At 76.5% G+C, this 19,001-nt stretch carries 14 protein-coding genes; 5 read left to right on the top strand and 9 right to left on the bottom strand.

What is annotated here, in order from left to right; translation table 11 throughout:
• The first annotated feature begins 23 nt into the window (after positions 1-23).
• Positions 24-2,117, top strand: a complete 2,094-nt coding sequence (locus FHN55_RS04660; RefSeq protein WP_139711076.1) for a histidine kinase — start codon at positions 24-26, stop codon at positions 2,115-2,117.
• Complete coding sequence (locus FHN55_RS04655; RefSeq protein WP_139711075.1) at positions 2,105-2,773, top strand: response regulator transcription factor; 669 nt, start codon at positions 2,105-2,107, stop codon at positions 2,771-2,773. Before FHN55_RS04660 ends, FHN55_RS04655 begins: the two co-directional genes overlap by 13 nt.
• A gap of 95 nt (positions 2,774-2,868) precedes the next feature.
• On the opposite strand, the gene FHN55_RS04650 is transcribed toward FHN55_RS04655, so the two are convergent.
• The 4 genes from FHN55_RS04650 to FHN55_RS04635 are packed head-to-tail and all read right to left on the bottom strand — an operon-like array spanning position 2,869 to position 10,162.
• Positions 2,869-4,914 (bottom strand): thioredoxin-like domain-containing protein, encoded by a 2,046-nt coding sequence (locus tag FHN55_RS04650; protein WP_139711074.1) that lies wholly within the window; start codon positions 4,912-4,914, stop codon positions 2,869-2,871.
• Between the two features lie 21 nt (positions 4,915-4,935).
• On the bottom strand, positions 4,936-6,003 hold the full coding sequence (locus tag FHN55_RS04645) for a Gfo/Idh/MocA family protein (protein ID WP_139711073.1): 1,068 nt from the start codon (positions 6,001-6,003) through the stop codon (positions 4,936-4,938).
• Complete coding sequence (locus FHN55_RS04640; protein WP_139711072.1) at positions 6,000-8,123, bottom strand: alpha/beta fold hydrolase; 2,124 nt, start codon at positions 8,121-8,123, stop codon at positions 6,000-6,002. Before FHN55_RS04640 ends, FHN55_RS04645 begins: the two co-directional genes overlap by 4 nt.
• The gene (locus FHN55_RS04635; protein ID WP_139711071.1) at positions 8,120-10,162 is read right to left on the bottom strand and encodes a cytochrome c oxidase assembly protein; all 2,043 of its coding nucleotides are present in this window, start codon (positions 10,160-10,162) and stop codon (positions 8,120-8,122) included. The genes FHN55_RS04640 and FHN55_RS04635 overlap by 4 nt, the downstream gene beginning before the upstream one ends.
• Positions 10,163-10,255: 93 nt before the next feature.
• Here FHN55_RS04635 and FHN55_RS04630 point away from each other — a divergent pair, with 93 nt between their 5' ends.
• Positions 10,256-11,068: a hypothetical protein gene (locus FHN55_RS04630; RefSeq protein WP_139711070.1), complete on the top strand. Its 813-nt coding sequence runs from the start codon at positions 10,256-10,258 to the stop codon at positions 11,066-11,068.
• A 19-nt stretch (positions 11,069-11,087) separates the two neighbouring features.
• Here FHN55_RS04630 and FHN55_RS04625 read toward each other — a convergent pair whose 3' ends face one another.
• Positions 11,088-11,894, bottom strand: a complete 807-nt coding sequence (locus FHN55_RS04625) for a carbon-nitrogen family hydrolase (protein WP_139711208.1) — start codon at positions 11,892-11,894, stop codon at positions 11,088-11,090.
• Positions 11,895-11,925: 31 nt separating this feature from the next.
• Between FHN55_RS04625 and aroQ the strand changes: the two genes are divergently transcribed.
• Entirely contained in the window at positions 11,926-12,369 is a 444-nt protein-coding gene (aroQ, locus tag FHN55_RS04620; RefSeq protein WP_139711069.1) for a type II 3-dehydroquinate dehydratase, read from the top strand.
• 53 nt (positions 12,370-12,422) lie between these two features.
• On the opposite strand, the gene FHN55_RS04615 is transcribed toward aroQ, so the two are convergent.
• The 4 genes from FHN55_RS04615 to FHN55_RS04600 form a co-directional block, all read right to left on the bottom strand.
• Entirely contained in the window at positions 12,423-13,907 is a 1,485-nt protein-coding gene (locus tag FHN55_RS04615; RefSeq protein ID WP_139711068.1) for a dihydrolipoamide acetyltransferase family protein, read from the bottom strand.
• Positions 13,908-13,957: 50 nt separating this feature from the next.
• Positions 13,958-15,049 carry an alpha-ketoacid dehydrogenase subunit beta gene (locus FHN55_RS04610; RefSeq protein ID WP_139711067.1) on the bottom strand — a complete coding sequence of 364 codons (1,092 nt, stop codon included), beginning with the start codon at positions 15,047-15,049 and terminating at the stop codon, positions 13,958-13,960.
• Positions 15,046-16,197, bottom strand: coding sequence for a thiamine pyrophosphate-dependent enzyme (locus tag FHN55_RS04605; protein WP_218974348.1), 1,152 nt, complete (start codon positions 16,195-16,197; stop codon positions 15,046-15,048). The genes FHN55_RS04610 and FHN55_RS04605 overlap by 4 nt, the downstream gene beginning before the upstream one ends.
• A 107-nt stretch (positions 16,198-16,304) precedes the next feature.
• Positions 16,305-17,426, bottom strand: a complete 1,122-nt coding sequence (locus FHN55_RS04600; RefSeq protein WP_139711066.1) for a histidinol-phosphate transaminase — start codon at positions 17,424-17,426, stop codon at positions 16,305-16,307.
• A gap of 96 nt (positions 17,427-17,522) precedes the next feature.
• Here FHN55_RS04600 and FHN55_RS04595 point away from each other — a divergent pair, with 96 nt between their 5' ends.
• Positions 17,523-18,992 carry a sugar porter family MFS transporter gene (locus FHN55_RS04595; RefSeq protein ID WP_257570696.1) on the top strand — a complete coding sequence of 490 codons (1,470 nt, stop codon included), beginning with the start codon at positions 17,523-17,525 and terminating at the stop codon, positions 18,990-18,992.
• The last annotated feature ends 9 nt before the right edge of the window (positions 18,993-19,001 follow it).

Genomic DNA, 19,001 nt, shown 5'->3' with positions numbered 1-19,001 from the left:
GCCGCGGGCCTACGGTGCGGCGCGTGGCCGCTGAGGAGCTCCACCTGGCGGCCCGGCCGGCAGCGCTCGGCCCGGGCCTGGCCGGGGCCGTGGCCTGCGGTGCCGCCGCGCTGGCCTGCGTGGTCGCCACCGCGCGGCTGGCGCTGCTCGCCCCCGCCCTCGTCCCCGTCCTCTACCTGGCGCTCATGGACCTCGTGGGCCTGGTCGCCCTCGTCGTCGCCCTGCTCGTGGGGGTGCGGCGCCCGGGCAGCCCGGTGGCCGCGCTGCTCGGTCTGCAGGGCCTGGTGCCGTGCCTCGTCGGCGTGAGCGACGCCTGGACGGCGCTGGTGACCGCCCCCTCGCCCGTGCTGGCTGCGACGCCGTGGGGCGCCGCGCTGGCCGAGGCCTCCTGGATGGCCTGGTACGTGCCCCCGGCGCTGCTGCTGCTCCTGTTCCCCACCGCCCGCCTGCCGGGCCCCCGGTGGCGGCTGGTCGCGGCGGGCGTGGTGGGCGTGCCCCTGGCCCACCTCGGGGCCCTGCTCCTCGTCCCGGCGGCGACCACCCACTTCCCGGGGGTCCCAGCGCCGCTCCCGGCGGGTGCCGGGGTCAGCGCGGTGGCGGCGGCGGTGTGGACGGCGGCGCCGTTCGCCCTGCTCGGCCTGCTCGTCGCCTCCCTCGTGGCCGCGGTGCGCCGCTACCGGCGCAGCACGGGCGTGGAGCGGGCCCAGCTGACGTGGTTCCTGCTCGGTGCGACCTTCGTGCCGCTGACGCTGCTGGTGTGCTGGCTGTCCTACCTCGTCCTCGACGGCCCGGACCTCGCGGTGCTCGGGCTGGTGGCCGTCGGCCTGGCGATCCCGGCGGCCACGGGCGTCGCCGTCCTGCGGCACGACCTCTACGACGTCGACAGGGCGCTCGCCGCCACCACCACCTGCGCGCTGCTGTCCACGGTCCTGCTGGGCGTCTACACGCTGGCGGCCTTCCTGGGCGGCCTGTGGCTGGGCCGCGAGTCCCCCGTGCTGGCAGCCGCCACCACGGCCGTGTGCGCCGCGGCCCTGGCCCCCGTGCGCGCCCGGCTGCGGCGGGTCGTGGACCGCCGGGTCGACCCGGCGCGCCAGCGCGTGCTCGGTGCGGTCGCGTCGCTGGAGGCGCGGGCCCACGCGGGTCTGGTGCGCCCGGAGCGGCTGCAGGCGGTGCTCAGCGAGGCGTTCGGGGCGCCCGTCCGCGTGGGGTACCGGCTGCCGGGCGCGGCGTCCGACGACCACGTCGACGCCGACGGCGCGGCGCTGCCGCCGGTCGCGGCCGGAGAGCAGGTGGTGCCCGTGGAGGTGGCGGGCGAGGAGGTCGGCGTGCTGGTCGCGCCACCGGGCGCGCCGCGGACCCTGCTGCGCGAGGCGGCGACAGCTGCCGCCCTGGTCGTGGAGGTGGTGCGGCTGCGGGTCGGGCTGACCGCCGCGCTGCGCGACGTCGCCGAGAGCCGCGGGCGGCTGCTCGAGGCGTCCCTGGAGGAGCGCCGCCGCCTCGAGCAGGACCTCCACGACGGCGCCCAGCAGCGCCTGGTGAGCCTCGGCGTGGCGCTCCGCCTGGCGCAGCGGCGGCTCGCGAGCGGGGCGCTCGACGTGCTCGGCCCCGGAGCAGCACCGGGCGGCCCGCTCGACGGGGTGCTCGACGGGGCGGTCCAGCAGCTGTCGACGGCGGTGGCCGAGCTGCGGCAGATCGCGCACGGCCTGCGCCCGGCGAGCCTCGGCGACGGGCTGGGGGCCGCCCTGGGCTCCATGCTCGAGCGGGTGCCGGTGCCCGTCGACCTGCGGATGGACCTCGAGGACGACGACGGGTCGGACGCCGGGCGGCGCGCGGTGCCGGAGGCGGTCGCCACCACCGCGTACTACGTGGCGAGCGAGGCCGTGGCGAACGCCGTGAAGCACTCCGGCGCCGAGCGGATCGCGCTGAGCGCCGCCCGCCACGACGACGCCCTCGTGGTCAGCGTCCGCGACGACGGGTGCGGCGGAGCGTCCCTCGCGGCGGGGTCCGGGCTGGCCGGCCTGGCGGACCGGGTGGCCGCCGCCGGTGGTGACCTGCGGCTGGTGAGCCCGCGGGGCGCGGGCACGCTGCTGGAGGTGCGACTGCCGTGCGGATCGTGATCGGGGAGGACTCCCCGCTGTTCCGCGAGGGGCTGGCGGCGCTGCTGGAGGACGCCGGCCACGAGGTGCTCGCCAGGGCCCCGGACGCGCCCGCGCTGCTGGCGGCCGTGGCCGCGCACGAGCCCGACCTCGCCGTCATCGACGTGCGGATGCCGCCGGACCTCACCGACGACGGCGCCCGCGCCGCCCGCGAGCTGCGCCGGCGCCACCCCGGGCTGGGCATCGTGCTGCTCTCGCAGCACGTGGAGGTGCGGCACTCGGTGGAGCTGGTGAGCTCCGGCCGGTTCGGCTACCTCCTGAAGGACCGCGCGCTCGACGTCGACGACTTCCTCGACGCGCTGCGGCGCGTCGCCGCGGGCGGCTCGGCCCTCGACCCGGAGGTGGTGGGCCGCCTGCTCGGCGGCCGCGGCGGAGGGGGATCGGGGGCGCGCAGCGGGCTGGAGGCGCTGACGCCGCGCGAGCGCGACGTGCTGGCCCTGATGGCCGAGGGCCGCACCAACGCCGGCATCGCCCGGCGCCTGTGGCTCACCGAGCGGACGGTGGAGGGGCACGTCGCGTCGATCTTCGCCCGGCTCGGGCTGACGTCCACCGACGACGACCACCGCCGCGTGCTGGCCGTGCTGGCGCACCTCGGCCACGCCGCCCCCTGGCGCTGACCGCCCCGACCCCTCATGCCGCACTCGGGTACCCGAGTGCGGCACCACCCACCCCCGAAGCCGCACTCGGGTGCGCGAGTGCGGGACGGGAGGTGTCAGGCGCCGCGCAGGTCGAGGGCCAGCTCGGACGGGCCCTCCTCGTCGAGCACCACGGGGATGCCCCAGTCCTGCTGGTACAGGTGGCAGGCGGCGAACTCGGGCACCTCACCGGTGACCGGGTCCCCGTCGCAGGCGGCGGCCTGCACCGACACGTGCAGCACACCGGTGGCGCCCGGCTCCAGCGCCGAGGGGTCGATGACGAGGTCCCGCGCCAGCCCCTCGGCGTCGCCGGCACCCGCGCTGAGCAGGCCCTCCGGCGAGGAGGAGACCACCAGGCGCGTCGGGTCTCCCCAGCGGTGGTCGAGCTTCTGCCCGGTCGGCGGCGTGAAGGCCACGCGCAGCGCCACCGGTCCCGGTGCCAGCGGCGTGGGCGGGCGCTTGACGCGCTGGGCCTCCCCGGCCAGCCTCGACGCCGCCGCGGGCACCTGCAGCCGGGTCAGGCGCGACGCGGCGCTCTCGACGACGACGAAGGTCGCCGCTCGCCCGTCGTCGTCGAGCTCCACGGCCACGGCGGTCGGCTCGGCCAGACCGCTGGCGAGCGTGGTCACCTCGCCCGCGTCACCGCCGAGCGGGTCGTAGCGGCGCAGCGCGCCGTTGTAGGTGTCCGCCACCACCACCGACCCGTCGGGCAGCAGCGCCATCCCGAGGGGGTGCTGCAGCAGCGCCTGCGCTGCCTCGCCGTCGCGCAGGCCGAACTCGAACAGGCCGGTGCCCACCACGGACCCCACCTCGTAGCCGGCGCCGGCCACCGGGAGCACGTTGGCCATCCGGTCGTCCTCCACGGCCTTCACCTCGCGGTCGGCGGGGCCGTCGCCGGAGCGCTCCACCCAGCGCAGCGCTGACGTCTCGGCGTCCAGCACCCACAACCGGCCGCCGTCCGCGGAGACCTCCAGCGCACCGGTCTGGGCGAACCACGCCTGCTCGGCGGCGCCGTCGCGCAGGCCCTCGGCGGTGGTGCCGGCGAGCACGCGGACCACGCCGCCGGTGGCGTCGACAGCCCCTGCCGGGCCGGCCGGGGCCGGGTCGAGCGCCCACAACTGGTGGACACCGGCCATGGCGATGACCAGCTGCCCGTCGAACCAGGCGGTGTCGAGCGGCGTGGACAGGTCCTGCTCGAGGGCCGGGCCACCGCCCTCCCGGCGGCGCAGCTGCGCCCCGGTCCCGGCGAGCGTCACCAGCGACAGGTCGGCCAGCCGCAGGCCGCGGACGGCGTGGTTGGTGGAGTCGGCCACGGCCACGTCCCACCCCACGCGCGCGGCCACGTCCGGCGGCAGGAGCGTCAGGCCGACCGGCTCGGACAGGCGCGCCTGCTCCGGACCACCGTCCACGAGGCCGCGCTCGCCGGTGCCGATCCGGGCGCGCTCGGTGGCGAGGTCCTCGTCGAGGACGACGAGCTGGTGGTGCGCGGTGTCGGAGAGCAGGTAGCCGCCTCCAGCACTCGCCGGCAGGGGCAGCAGCGCGGTGGGCAGCGCGAAGGCGCTGTCCGGCGCGGGCGGGGGCACGTAGGGGTCGTCGCCGCGGCGCAGGGTGCCCTTGGCCTCGTGCTCGGCCACCAGCTCGCGCAGCAGCACGCCGAGCCCGTGCGCGTGGCCCTCGCCGCTCATCGACGCGACGACGTAGCCCTCCGGGTCCACCACGGTCAGCGTCGGCCAGGCGCGCGCCGCGTAGGCCTGCCAGGTGGTGAGCTGCGGGTCGTCGAGCACCGGGTGGCGCACGTCCCAGCGCAGGACGGCGGCGTCGACGGCCTCGACGGTGCCCTCGTGGGCGAACTTCGGGGAGTGCACCCCGACGACGACGAGGACGTCGGAGAACTCGTGCTCCAGCTCGCGCAGCTCGTCCAGCACGTGCTGGCAGTTGACGCAGCAGCTGGTCCAGAAGTCGAGCAGCACGATGCGGCCGCGCAGGTCGGCCAGGGACAGCTCGGCACCGCCGGTGCCGACCCAGCGGCGGCCCACCAGCTCGGGGGCGCGCACGCGGGTGCGCTTCAGCGAGGTGGAGGTGGAGGTGGCCGACTGTCCACGATCACGGACGGGAGAGGTCATCGAGGGGCTCCAGCGGGTGGGTCAGGCGAGGGCGGTGTCGTCGTCGCGGTGCACGGCACCGAGCTGGTCGAGAGCGGCGTCGAGCACCTCCGCCACGGCGACCGAGTCGGTCATGGGCATGACCGGGCTCTCCACGAGCCCGGCGGCCAGGCACTCGTGGACGTGCTCGACCATGTGCACGTAACCCCGTCCCGTCACGGGACGTTCCACCACCTCGGAGGGCTCGTCGTCGCGGCCGGCGCCGTCGGCCCACACCTGCAGGCGGGCGGGCTTGTGCAGCGGACCGGCGACCTCGATGCGGCCCTTCGTGCCCGTGATGGTCCCGGCGCCCCCGGCGTGGGCGAGCAGCGTGGAGCCCAGCCGGGCGGTGCGGCCGCCGCCCCAGTCGAGCAGCAGCGAGGCCTCGGCGTCGACGCCGTTCTCGGCGAGCACCCCGACGGCGTGCACGGCCCGCGGGGAGCCGCCGAAGACGCCCTGCGCGAAGGACACGGGGTACACGCCGGTGTCGAGGAGCGTGCCGCCGCCCTGCGCCGGGTCCCACAGGCGGTGGGCCGGGTCGTACGGCAGCGCGAAGCCGAGGTCACCGGCCACCGAGCGGACCTCGCCGATGGCGCCGGAGGCCAGCAGCTCGCGCAGGCGGACGAGGTTGGGCTGGAACCGGGCCCACAGCGCCTCCATGACGAAGACGCCGCGCTCGCGCGCGAGCTCCGCCAGCCCGCGGGTCGCCGCGGCGGTGCAGCCGACCGGCTTCTCCACGAGCACGGGCAGCCCCGCCTCCACGCACGCGCGGGCGAGCGCCACGTGCTGGGCGTGCGGGGTGGCGATGTAGACCGCGTCGAGCCCGGTCTCGGACTGCCGGTCTGCGCCCGCCTCGACGAGCTCCCGGTAGGAGCCGTAGGAGCGGGCGACGCCGTGCTCGGCCGCGAAGGCGGCCGCCCGCCCCGCGTCGCGGGAGGCCACGGCCGCCAGCTCCGCGCCGGGCACCAGGGCGATGTCGCCGCTCACGGTGGCGGCGATGCCACCGGTGGCGAGCACGCCCCAGCGCACGTTCGTGACCCTCGTCGTCGTCTCGCTCAGCTGGTCGGTCATCCGAGCTCCTCGGGTGCGGTCCACGGCCGGCCCAGCACGTGCTGGTCCAGGAAGGCGAAGACGGTGGCGTACCAGAGCCGGGCGTTGCCGGCCCCGAGCACCCAGTGGCCCTCGTCGGGGTAGAGCAGGAAGCGGTGCGGACTGCTGCCGTCTGCCGCCTCCGACCTGCTCAGCAGGTCGTACCAGAGGCGCAGCGCCTCCCCGACCGGCACGCGGTCGTCGTCGTCCCCGTGGATGACGAGCACGGGTGTGCTGATGGCGTCCGCATGGGAGTGCGGGGAGTTGTCGCGCACCATCTCGGCGGTCATCTCCCGCGCCCACTCGGCGGGGAAGTCGGTGGTGCCGGAGAACTGGTCGAGCGCCCACAGCGAGGCGTGCGTGACAACCGCGCGGAACCTGTCGGTGTGCCCGGCCACCCAGTTGGCCATGTACCCGCCGAAGGACCCGCCCATGGCGGCGGTGCGCTCGGCGTCGACGTCGTCGCGGGCCACGGCGGCGTCGGTGACGGCCATGAGGTCGGTGTAGGGCTCGGAGCCCCAGCGCCCCAGGCCGCGCCGGACGAAGTCGAGGCCGTACCCGGTGGACAGGGCCGGGTCGGGCAGGAGCACGGCGTAGCCGCGAGCAGCGGCCAGCCACGGGTTCCACCGCCAGCTCCACGCGTTCCAGCTGTTCAGCGGGCCGCCGTGGATCCACAGCAGCAGCGGTGCGGGGCTGTCGGGGCCCGCGTCGTGCGGCAGCACCAGCCAGGCGCGCAGCGGGGTGCCGTCGGCCGCGGCGGCGGTGACCTCGGTGAGGGTGCCGGGCAGCTCCGGGCCGCTCGCGCCCCAGGCGCCGAGGGCGTGGGCCGGTGCGGGCAGCACCTCCGGCTCGCCCCCGGCGGCAGGGATGCGGACGGGGGTCGGCGGGGCGTCGACGGCGGAGCGCAGGGCGTAGAGCCACCGGCCGTCGGGCGAGGCGACGACGTCCGAGTACGCGCCGTCGTCGGGGGTGAGCCGCTCCACCTCGGCGGACAGCGGCCGGACGGTGACCCGGAAGACCGGGCAGCGCCCGCCGTCGTCGGCGGTGACGAGCAGCGACCCGCCGTCGGGCGCCCAGGCCAGGGAGGTCGGCCAGCGGTCCCACTCGTCGCTGGCGGCGAGCACGAACCGCTCGCTGCCGTCGGCATCCACGACGACGACGTCCACGTCAGGAGACTGCGACGGCGTCGCGCGCCGCCACCGCAGCACCGCGACGCGGCTGCCGGTGGGCGCCGCGACGGGCGCGGTGTGGTCGTAGGAGCGGTCGTCGAGGAGCGTGCGCCGCTCTCCGGTGGCCACGTCGATCGCGACGAGGCTGACACGGGAGTCTCCGCGCGCCTCCGCGACGTTCCACTCGGTGACGACCGTGGAGCCGTCCGCGGTGATCGCCCAGGCGGGGTCGTCGGGGAGGGCGGCGCCGACGTGGCCGGTGAGGTCGCGCAGGTCCAGGCGGTCCTCGCCGCTGCCGGAACGGCCGCCCGTGCCCGACAGCACGGCGCCGACGTCCACCCCGCCGCCGGAGGCCGCCACGAGCAGGCGGTGCCGGTCGGGGCCGAGGTCGTGGTCCCAGATCCGCACCGGGAGCGCGTCGTGCAGGACGCCGCTCGTGCGGGAGTCCTTCCGCAGCTTCCTCAGCCGCGCGTCGGCGGTGGCGTCGGTGGCCGAGGGCAGCGTGGGACTGCCGAGCAGCACCGTCCCGGCCTCGCGGGCCACGACCACGCCCGCGACGCCGCCGGGGCGCACCGCCACCTTCCGCGCCTCGCCGCCGACTGCCGGCAGGCACCACAGCGCGGCCGGCGCGTCGTCGTCGCCCTCCGCCGCCGCGGGGTCGGGGCGTGCGGAGGTGAAGAGCAGGTCGCCCGCGGGCGTGAAGACCGGCGCGGACTCGCCCTTGGCACCGCGCGTCAGCCGCCGGGCCGCCCGCCGGCCGGTCGGGTCGACCTCCCACAGCGCCGTGGTGGACCGCCCGCCGCGCTCGTCGAGCTGGGAGACCGCCGTGACCAGCCGGGTGCCGTCGGGCGAGAGCGCGAGCCCTCCCGTGCGGGGCAGCCGGGTGTACGCGATGAGGTCGGAGAACGGGGTCTCGCTCGTGGTGCCGCTCACCGCTCCTGCTTACCAGCACCCTGCTGGCCAGTGCCCGAGCGGGCGGCCAGCATCGCGTTGTAGGCGGTCAGCTCGGCGTCTCCGTCGCGGTCGGCGGCTCGGTCGCGGCGGCGGGTCTCGCGCTCGTCGCTGCGCGACCACTGCACCGCCAGCACGATGGCCAGCACCAGGGTCGGCATCTCGCCGATGCCCCACGCGATGGCGCCGCCGGTGCGCTGGTCGGCGAGGGCGTCCACGCCGAGGCCGAGCCGGGAGAACCAGTCGGCGGCCAGCAGCTCGTCACCGCCGGTCAGCGCCACCCCGAAGAACGCGTGGAAGGCCATGGTCGCGAGCAGCAGGAGCAGGCGCAGGGGGTAGGGCGGGTTCCAGGCACCGGGGTCCACACCGATCACCGCGGAGGCGAACAGGTACCCGGTGAGCAGGAAGTGCACCTCCATGAGCTCGTGGCCGAGGTGCGTGGACAGCGCCAGCCCGAACAGCGGCGAGTAGTAGAAGACGATGACGCTGCCCGCGAAGAGCACCGCCGCCACCAGCGGGTGCGAGACGAAGCGCGCCCAGCGGGAGTGGACGAGCAGCAGCAGCCACTCGCGCGGGCCGCGGCTGCCGTCGCGGCGCTTGGGCAGCGTGCGCACGGCGAGGGTGATGGGCGCGCCGGCCACGAGGAGGATCGGCGCCACCATCATGATCGTCATGTGCGCCACCATGTGGGCGCTGAAGAGCAGGTCGATGTAGGCCTGCGGCCCGAACGAGGTGGCCCACGCCAGGACGACGACGCCGGCGAACCACGACACCGACCTGCCGACGGGCCAGCGGTCGCCGCGGGTGCGCAGCCGGCGCAGGCCCGCGGCGTAGAGCACGGCCAGCGCGCCGCAGGCGACCAGCCAGAGCAGGTCCGGCGCGGGCTCGGTGAGCAGGCGCACCGGTGTGGCCGGCAGCGGTGGGACGACGTCGTTGGTGAGCTGCGCGGCCAGGGTGCGCGGGCCGTCGTCAGCGCCGGCGGGGGGACCGGTGCGCACCAGCGCCACCGCCACGCCGACCGTGGCGGCCATGACGAGCACCTCGACGGCCACGAGCCGCCAGAAGGGGCGGCCCGCGCTCGCGCCACCGGCGGCACCGGCGACCTCCAGGGTGGCGATGGCGCTGCGTCGGTGCACCCACCCGGCGGCGCCGAGCGCCACCGCGGCGGCGGTCTTCACGCCGAGCAGCGCGCCGTAGGGGCTGAGCAGCCCGGCGGGCGTCGCGCCGACCTGCACCCAGCCGTTGGCCAGGCCGGACAGGACCACCAGCCCGAACGAGCCGAGCGCCAGCGCGGAGTAGCGCCGCACCACCACCGGCAGCGAGCGGCCGAGGTGGGGACCGGCGACGGCGAGCGCCACGAGCCCGCCCACCCAGGCCCCGACTCCCAGGGCGTGCAGCCACCAGCCGGAGACGGCGGTGTGGTGGCCGCCCTCCGTGCTGCCGTGGCTGCCCAGGGCGATGGGCACGAGGGCCGCCGCCGTGAGGAGGCCCGCGACGGCGGCGGAGGTGGGTGTCGCGGTCCCCAGGGCGACGAGCGTTCCGGCCAGCACCGCGAGCACCGCGGTGGCGAGGGCCGTGCGTCCGGGCGGCACCTGGGTGAGGAAGAAGCCGATCTGGCCCCCCAGGCCGCCGCTGCTCAGCGGGGTCCCGGCGATGTCGGCGTAGGTGAGGACCGGCTGGACGACGGCGGCGAGCACCCACACCACGGCGGCGCCGGCGGCCAGCCGGCTGACGGCGCGCCACGCCGGGGACGCCGGCACCAGGGCCACGGCGAGGAGCAGCAGCGAGCCGAGCACCACCGAGACGGCGAGGTCCGCGGTCGTGCGCAGCACCGGCAGGCCCCAGCGGACCACCGGTCCGGCGTCCCCGAGGACCCCGGGCACGGCGGCACCGGTGGCGACCATCGAGACGACCAGGGCCACCAGCGCCACGGGGACGCCGAGGACGAGCGCCAGCGCCACGGGGGAGCGCTCGGCGCCACCGTCGCTGCGGACGGTGGTCGTGTCCCGCTCGAGCACCACCCGTCGAGGGTACGTCGCGCACGCGCCCGCCCCGGGCGATCGGAGTTAGGTGAGCCTTGCCTTCCTCACACCCCTCGGTCCAGACTGCCGTCCGTGACCGCCTCCCCCGCGTCCCCCGCCTCGACCGCCCTCCTGCCCGCCGCGGTGACCGCGCGCACGGTCGCCGCCGGCTCCGGCGTCGCCGTCCTCGCCGTCGCCGGGTGGCGCAGCACCGGCGTCCTGCACGGCTGCGACGAGCAGGGCCGCGTCGTGCTGCTCCTCCCTCCGGACGCGGTGCTGCCCGACCTGCCGCCCGTGGGTCCGCCGCCCGGCACCAGCGTGCTGGAGGTGGAGCGCAGCGCGGCGCTCCCCGACGCGACGGTGCCCCTGGCCAGCGTCCAGGTGTGGCTCGAGCTGGAGGAGGTGCCGCCGTCGCAGCGCCCGGCGGCGCTGGAGCTGCTGGCCAGCTGCCACAGCCTCGCCTCGGCGCTGCGCAGCTGGCGCGGGCGCCGCCTGCTGCGCGGCACCGTCCAGCACGTCCACTGCCACCGCGCGCCGCGCTGCGAGGAGGTCGACGCCGCGGCCTTCGCCGCCGCGGTCCCCGACCCGGTGGCGCACTGGGAGGCCGAGGCGCTGGAGCGCCTCCGGGTGGACCTGCGCGAGGAGCTCCTCGACGGCCTGCGCCGGTGCGGCCCCGCAGCCCGGTCGCGGATGCTCCTCGACGGCCCCTCCTGGCGGGGCACCGCCGACCTGGCCGACGCGCTGCCCGTCGCCGTGGACGCGCGGGGCACCACCGTGCTGGGCGTGCTGTCCGACGGCGACCGCCTCCACCTGCGGCTGCCCTTCGCCAGCAGCCCCGGCGACGTCGACGACGTGGTGGACCTCACGGCGACGGCCCTGCACGAGGCCGTCGCCGCGACGGCCTGACGGGCTGACGGGCTGGTCGCTAGAGGCGCCGGTCGGCGAGCACCGGGAACTGCTCGCGGCAGCGGGCCACCTCGCCGAGGTCGAGGCCCACGCGCAGCACCTGCTCCCCGTCGCCGGCCTCGGCGAGGTCCTCCCCCCACGGGGAGACGACGGTGCTGTGCCCGGCCATCGGCGTGCGCGCGTGCGTGCCCGCCGTCCCGACGGCGACCAGCAGCACCTGGTCCTCCACGGCGCGGGCGCGCGTGAGGAGCCGCCAGTGCGCCAGTCGTGCCGCCGGCCAGGCGGCCGGCAGCAGCACCAGCTCGGCGCCGAGGTCCACCTGGCGGCGGAAGAGCTCGGGGAAGCGCAGGTCGTAGCAGGTGGCCAGGCCCGTGCGGACCGCCTCGCCGGACGGTCCGCACGGCAGGTCGACGACGACGACGTCCTCGCCGGCCTCCATGAGCAGCGGCTCGCCGGCTCCGAAGCCGAACCGGTGCACCTTGCGGTAGCTCGCCAGCAGCCCGCCGTCGCGGCTGAGCACCACCGAGGTGTTCCACAGGTGGCGGCCCTGCGGGCCGGGCTCCTCGGTGCGCTCCACCAGCGAGCCGCCGTGCACGACGGCCCCGGCGGCGCGCGCGGCGTCGGCGAGCGCGCGCACGGTGGGTCCGTCGAGCGGCTCGGCGCGGGCCTCCCACTCGCGGTAGGAGAAGCCGCCGGGCGCCCAGAGCTCGGGCAGCACCACCAGGTCGGCTCCGCGCTGGTCGGCCACCAGCTGCGCCACGCGCTCCACCCGGGCGGCCACCGGCTCGTCGTCGTCGTAGCCGACCTGGAGCACGCTCACCTGCAGGGTCCTCGACACGGCTGGCACCCTAGGCGCCGTGAGCGCACCCGTCTTCCTGCTGAACGGCCCCAACCTCGGACGCCTGGGCCTGCGCGAGCCCGCGGTGTACGGGTCGACCACGCTGCCCGAGCTGGAGGCCCGCTGCACGGCGGTGGCCGCGGAGCTGGGGCTCGAGCTCACGTGCCGCCAGACGGACACCGAGGGCCAGATGATCGGCTGGGTCCACGAGGCCGCCGACCTCGGCGCCGGCGTGGTGCTCAACCCCGCGGGGTGGACCCACACGTCGGTGGCGCTGCGCGACGCGTGCGCCCAGCTCACCGCCCCCCTGGTGGAGGTGCACCTCACCAACGTGCACGCGCGCGAGCCGTTCCGGGCGCACTCCTACATCTCGCCGGTGGCCGCGGCCGTCGTCGCCGGCATGGGCCCGGAGGGCTACCTGGCGGCCCTGCGCTACCTCGCCGGCCGGCTCAGCACCGACTGACGGCCCGCACCCACCGGCCGCCGCCGAGCGCCCGGTCGCGGTCCCGGACGGGCTCAGGCCCAGCGCAGGGCGGTGTCGGGCCGCTCGAGGACGCGGGCGACGTCGGCGAGGAACTTCGAGCCGAGGTCCCCGTCGACGAGGCGGTGGTCGAAGGAGACCGACAGCTCCACCACGTCGCGCGGCTTCACCTTCCCCTTGTGCACCCACGGCTTCTTGGCGACCTGGCCCACGCAGAGGATCGCCGCCTCGCCGGGGTTGAGGATCGGCGTGCCGGAGTCGACGCCGAAGACGCCGATGTTGGTGATGGACAGGGTGCTGCCCGACAGGTCGGCCGGCTGGGACCGCCCGGCGCGCGCGGTGGAGACGAGGTCCCCGAGGGCGTGGGCCAGCTGCACCAGGGACATCTCGTGGGCGTCCTTGATGCTCGGCACGAGCAGGCCGCGCGGCGAGGCCACGGCGATGCCGAGGTTGACGTAGTGCTTGATGACGATCTCCTGCGCGAGCTCGTCCCAGCTGGCGTTGATGCCGGGGTGGCGCGCCGCCGCCAGGCACACCGCCCGCGCCACCAGGAGCAGCGGGGAGACGTGCACGTCGCGGAACTCGCGCTCGGCGCGGACCCGCTCGAGCATCTTCATCGAGCGGGTCACGTCCACGGTCACGAAGGCGGTGGCGTGGGGAGCGGTGAAGGCGCTGGCCACCATCTGCCGCGCGGTGGCGCGGCGCACGCCGCGCACGGGGATGCGGGTCTCGCGCTCCGGCTCCGACGCAGCGCTCGGAGCGCCGACGGGGCTGCCGGCACCCCCGTCGGGCAGCTCGACCACCTGGCCGGGCTGCGCGGCCGGCGCCTCGGGCAGGGCGCCGCGGGCGTCGACGAAGGCGCGGACGTCGTCGCGGGTGACCAGGCCGCCGTCGCCGGTGGCGACCACGCGGGCCAGGTCCACGCCGAGGTCGCGGGCCATGGCGCGCACCGGCGGCGAGGCGAGCGGGCGGTCGGAGGCACCGCCCTGGCGCGGGGCGGACGGCGCGGTGGGGGCCTGCGCCCCGGTCGGGGCGCCGGGCCGCTGGCTGCGCACGGTGCGCCGGCGGCGGGCGGGGTGGCCGTGGGTGGCGGGGCGCACGCCGTAGCCGACGAGCACCGCCTCCCGCTCCACCTCGTGCTCGTGGTCGACGGCGGAGACGGGTCCGCCCTCCAGGCCCGAGCCGCCCTGCCCGGTGGGCGCCACCGGCGCGGGCCGGTGCGGGTGGTCGGGGGTGGCGCCGGAGCCGGCCGCGGGTGCGGCGGTCTCGACGGCGATGAGGGGTGTGCCGACGTCCACGGTCGTCCCCTCGGGCACGAGCAGGCCGACCACCGTGCCGGAGAACGGCGAGGGCAGCTCGACCAGCGACTTGGCGGTCTCCACCTCGACCACGGCGTCGCCGTCGGCCACGACGTCGCCGACGGCGACGCGCCAGCTGACGACCTCGGCCTCGGTGAGGCCCTCGCCGACGTCGGGCAGGAGGAAGTGCTGGGTGCTCGTGGAGCTGGTCGTGCTGGTCACGGACGCCTCCTCACGGGCGGTGGTCACTGCGGTGGTCGCGTGCCGGGTGCTCAGGCGAGCACGCGGTCGACGGCGTCGAGCAGGCGCTCGGCGTCGGGCAGGTAGTGCTCCTCGATGCGGGCCGCCGGGTAGGGCACGGAGAAGCCGCCCACGCGCAGCACGGGCGCCTCGAGGGAGTGGAAGCAGCCCTCGGTGACGCGCGCGGCCACCTCAGCCCCCATGCCCAGGAAGACCGGCGCCTCGTGGACGACGACGACGCGCCCGGTGCGGCGGGCGCTGGCCTCGACCACGCCGACGTCCAGCGGCGAGAGGCTGCGCAGGTCGACGACCTCCAGCTCGACGCCCTCCTCCGCGGCGGCCAGGGCGGCGTCGAGCGCCACGCGGACGGTGGGGCCGTAGGCGACCACGGTGACGGCGCCGCCCTCGGAGACGCGGGCGTCGCTGACGGGGCGGGCCACGCGCGCGGAGTGCAGGCCCGGCGCGGAGGCCAGGGCGGCGGCGGAGGTGTCGACGGAGCCCTTGTCCCAGTAGCGGCGCTTGGGCTCCATGACGACGACCGGGTCGGGCTGGGTGAGCGACTGCCGCAGCATCCAGTAGGCGTCCTGCGGGGTGGCGGGCGTGATGACGCGCAGGCCCGCGGTGTGGGCGAAGTACGCCTCGGGGGACTCGCTGTGGTGCTCCACCGCGCCGATGCCGCCGCCGTAGGGGATCCGGACGACGACGGGCAGCTGGGCGGTGCCCGCCAGCCGCGCGGGCATCTTGGCCAGCTGGGACACGATCTGGCTGAAGGCCGGGTAGACGAACCCGTCGAACTGGATCTCGCAGACGGGCCGGTAGCCGCGCAGCGCGAGGCCGACCGCGGTGCCGAGGATGCTCGCCTCGGCCAGCGGGGTGTCGACCACGCGGTCCTCGCCGAAGGCGGCCTGCAGGCCGTCGGTGACGCGGAACACGCCGCCGAGGCGGCCGATGTCCTCGCCCATGAGCAGGACCTTCTCGTCGGCGGCCATCGCGTCGTGCAGGGCCGCGGTGATGGCCTTGGCGAGGGTGAGGGTGGTGGGGCCGGCGGGTGCCGCGGCCGGCCCGGCGCCGCCCGGCGCGCCGGTGCTGCTCGTGGTGGCGGGGCGGGTGGTGGTGGCGCTCATCGGGCCTCCTCCGGCTCGGTGGCCAGCCAGGTCTCCAGCCAGGCGCGCTCGGAGGCGACCAGCGGGTGCTCGGCGGCGTAGGCGTGGTCGAACATCGACGTGGGGGCGGGGTCGGACATCTCGCGGACCCCGCGGCGCACGCGGGCGCCCAGCTCGTCGGACTCCTCGCGCACGGCGTCGAAGAAGGCGTCGTCGGCGCCGTCGGTGGCGCGCAGGTGGGCCTCGACGCGGGCGAGGGGGTCCTTGGCGCGCCAGGACTCCTCCTCCTCGCGGGTGCGGTAGCGCCCGGCGTCGTCGGAGGTGGTGTGGGCGTTCATCCGGTAGGTGACGGCCTCGACGAGGGTCGGGCCGGCGCCGCTGCGGGCGCGGTCGGCGGCCGCGCGGACCACGGCCTCGACGGCGAGGACGTCGTTGCCGTCCACCTGCACCCCCGGCATGCCGAAGCCCGCGGCCCTGGCGTGCAGGGGAGCGGCGCTCTGGCGGGAGGCGGGGGCCGAGATGGCCCAGCCGTTGTTCTGGCAGAAGAAGACCACCGGGGCGCTGAAGACGCCGGCCCAGCTCAGGGCCTCGTTGACCTCGCCCTGGGAGCTGGCGCCGTCGCCGAAGCAGGCCATCACGGCGGTGTCGCGGCCACGGTCGCCGGTGCCCACGAGACCGTCGCGCTGGACGCCCATGGCGTAGCCGGTGGCGTGGGGCAGCTGCGCGCCGATGACCAGCGTGTAGAGGTGGAAGGCGTGGTCGCTCGGGTCCCACCCTCCGTGGCTGGCGCCGCGGTAGAGCTGGAGCACCTGCAGCGGGTCGACGCCGCGGACCCAGGCCAGGCCGTGCTCGCGGTAGGTGGGGAAGACGTGGTCCTGCGGGGCGAGGCCGTGGCCGGCGCCCACCTGGGCGGCCTCCTGGCCGGTGCAGCTGGCCCACAGGGCCAGCTCGCCCTGGCGCTGCAGCGCGGTCGCCTCGACGTCGAACCGGCGGACCATCGCCATGTCGCGGTACCGGGCGCGGAGCTGCTCGTGGCCGACCTCGTCGACGAGACCGGCGTAGCGCTCGGTCTCGGGGTGCTCGTGCTCGTCGGTCTGCCGGCTGCGCCGGACCCCGCTGGGGCTGAGCAGCTGCACCGGGACCTGCGGCGCGGGGGCGACGGGGGGCACGCGACCTCCTGTGCTGGATTACCTACGGAACCGTACCTTACGGTCCCGTAGGTCTCAGCGGAAGCGGCGCGCCACCCCGTCCTCGCAGGGCCACCTCGACGGGCTGGTCAGCCCACCCGGTCCGGGCTCCAGCGCTGCAGGAACGCCCCGCACACCTCCAGCAGCACGTCGTCCGCCGCGACGTCGCCCACGGTGGCCCGCACCCCGTCGCTCGCGTAGCCGCGCACCGAGATGCCCGCCTCCGCGCAGGCGGCGACGAGGTCGGGGGTGGAGCTGCCGACGGGCAGGTAGACGAAGTTCGCCTCGGACCGCGGGATCCGCCAGCCCTGGCGGGTGAGCTCGGCCGCCACCCGCTCGCGCTCGTCGACGATGGCGTCCACGCGCTCCAGGAGCGCGTCCGACTGCTGCAGCGACGCGACCGCCGCCAGCTGGGCGATGCCGGAGACGCCGAAGGGCACCGCGGTGCGGCGCAGCGCCTCGGCGACCGGCTCGTGGGCCACGGCGTAGCCGACCCGCAGCCCCGCGAGGCCGTAGGCCTTCGAGAAGGTGCGCAGCACCATGACGTTCGGGTGGGCGCGGTGGACGGCCAGGCCGTCGGCGGCCGCGGGGTCCCTCACGAACTCCAGGTATGCCTCGTCCACCACCACCAGCACGTCGCGCGGGACGCGCGCCAGGAAGGCCTCCAGCTCCTGGGCGCCCACCACCGGCCCGGTCGGGTTGTTCGGGGTGCAGACGAGCACCAGGCGGGTCCGGTCGGTGATGGCGTCGGCCATCGCGCCGAGGTCGTGCCGGCCCGCGCCGTCCAGGGGCACCGGGACCGGCGTGGCCCCCGAGAGCCCGACGACGATCGGGTACGCCTCGAACGAGCGCCACGCGAAGACCACCTCGTCACCGGCCTCGCAGACCGCCTGCAGCACGGAGCCCAGCACGCCCACGCTCCCCGTGCCCGGCACCACGCGGGCCGCGGGCACGTCGAGGTGCTCGGCCAGGGCGTGGACGAGGTCGGCCGAGCCCATGTCGGGGTAGCGGTTGAGCTCTGCGGCGGCGCGCTGGACCACCTCGAGCACGGCGGGCAGCGGCGGGTAGGGGTTCTCGTTGGAGGAGATCTTGTAGGAGGCCCCGCCGGGACCGACCGGCGCGGGGCGGCCGGGCAGGTAGCCGGGCAGGGCGCTGACCGCGGCGCGCAGGCGCGGAGCCGACGAGGACGACGACGAGGACGGGCTGCTCACGGGCGCCACCGTATGCCGCGCGCCGCCTCACCCGGAGGTGTGATCACGGTGCGCTCTCGGCGTGCGCGGCCACCCCGTCAGGAGGATGGTGCCCGGGTGAGCAGCACGACGCAGGGCAGCGGCGGGACCACTCGCGCCGGCGGGGAGAAGACCACCGGGAAGGTCGTCGCGATCGCCGTGGTCGCCGCCGTCGGCGGCTTCCTGTTCGGCTTCGACTCCTCGGTGGTGAACGGCGCCGTGGACGCCCTGGCGGACCAGTTCAGCATCGGAGCGCTGCTCAAGGGGTTCACCGTCTCGTGCGCCCTGCTCGGCGCGGCGGTCGGCGCGTGGTTCGCCGGCCCGCTGGCCGACAAGTTCGGCCGCACGCGGGTCATGGTCATCGCCGCGGCGATCTTCGCGGTCAGCGCCATCGGCTCGGGCCTGGCGTTCGCCGTGTGGGACCTCATCCTCTGGCGGGCCGTCGGGGGCGTGGGCATCGGCGCCGCCTCGGTGATCGCCCCGGCCTACATCGCCGAGGTCTCCCCCGCGGCCATCCGCGGGCGCCTGGGCTCGCTGCAGCAGTTCGCCATCACGGTCGGCATCCTGTCCGCCCTGGTCTCGAACGCCCTGCTCGCCGGCGCTGCGGACGGCGCCGCCAGCGACTTCTGGCTCGGCCTGCCCGCGTGGCGCTGGATGTTCCTCGTCGGCGTCATCCCCGCGGTGGTCTGGGCGGCGCTCGCGCTCGCGGTGCCCGAGTCCCCGCGCTACCTCGTGGCGAAGGGCCGCCAGGAGGAGGCCGGGCGGGTGCTGGCCAGCATCCAGGGCCTCAAGGACCGCGGGCTGGTGAAGCGCCGCATCGCCGAGATCGCCAAGCACCTGGCGGCCGAGCGCGAGCCGTCCCTGCGGGACCTGCGCGGTCCGCGCCTCGGCCTGAAGCCCATCGTCTGGGTCGGCATCCTGCTCTCGGTCTTCCAGCAGGCCGTCGGCATCAACGTGATCTTCTACTACTCCACCTCGCTGTGGAGCTCGGTCGGCTTCGACGAGCAGCAGTCGGGCCTGTTCTCCGTCATCACCGCCGTCACCAACGTGCTCGTGACGCTCATCGCCATCGCCCTGGTCGACAAGGTGGGCCGCCGCCCGATGCTGCTGGCCGGCTCGCTCGGCATGACCGCGTCCCTGGGCGCCATGGCGCTGGCGTTCACCCAGGGCACCGCGGACGGCCAGGACCTGTCCCTGCCCGCTCCCTGGGGCCCGGTGGCCCTGGTGGCGGCCAACCTCTTCATCGTCTCGTTCGGCATCACCTGGGGCCCCGTGGTCTGGGTCCTGCTCGGTGAGATGTTCCCGGGCCGCATCCGCGCCGCCGCGCTGTCGGTGGCCGCCGCGGCCCAGTGGATCGCCAACTTCGTCATCTCCACCACCTTCCCGCCGCTGGCGGAGGTGGGTCTGCCCCTGGCGTACGGGCTGTACACGGTGCTGGCCCTGCTGTCCTTCTTCTTCGTGCTCAAGGCCGTCCCGGAGACCAAGGGCCGCGAGCTGGAGGACATGGACGACCTGCGCGTCGAGCGCCGCGAGCGCGCCCGGGCCTGACCCGGCTGC

Source organism: Streptomyces sp. NP160 (assembly GCF_006335115.1).
In the GTDB taxonomy this organism is placed as follows: Bacteria; Actinomycetota; Actinomycetes; order Actinomycetales; family Quadrisphaeraceae; genus Quadrisphaera.
Note: the sequence above shows the minus strand (reverse complement) of the source record. Positions and strands in the feature narration are given on the sequence as shown.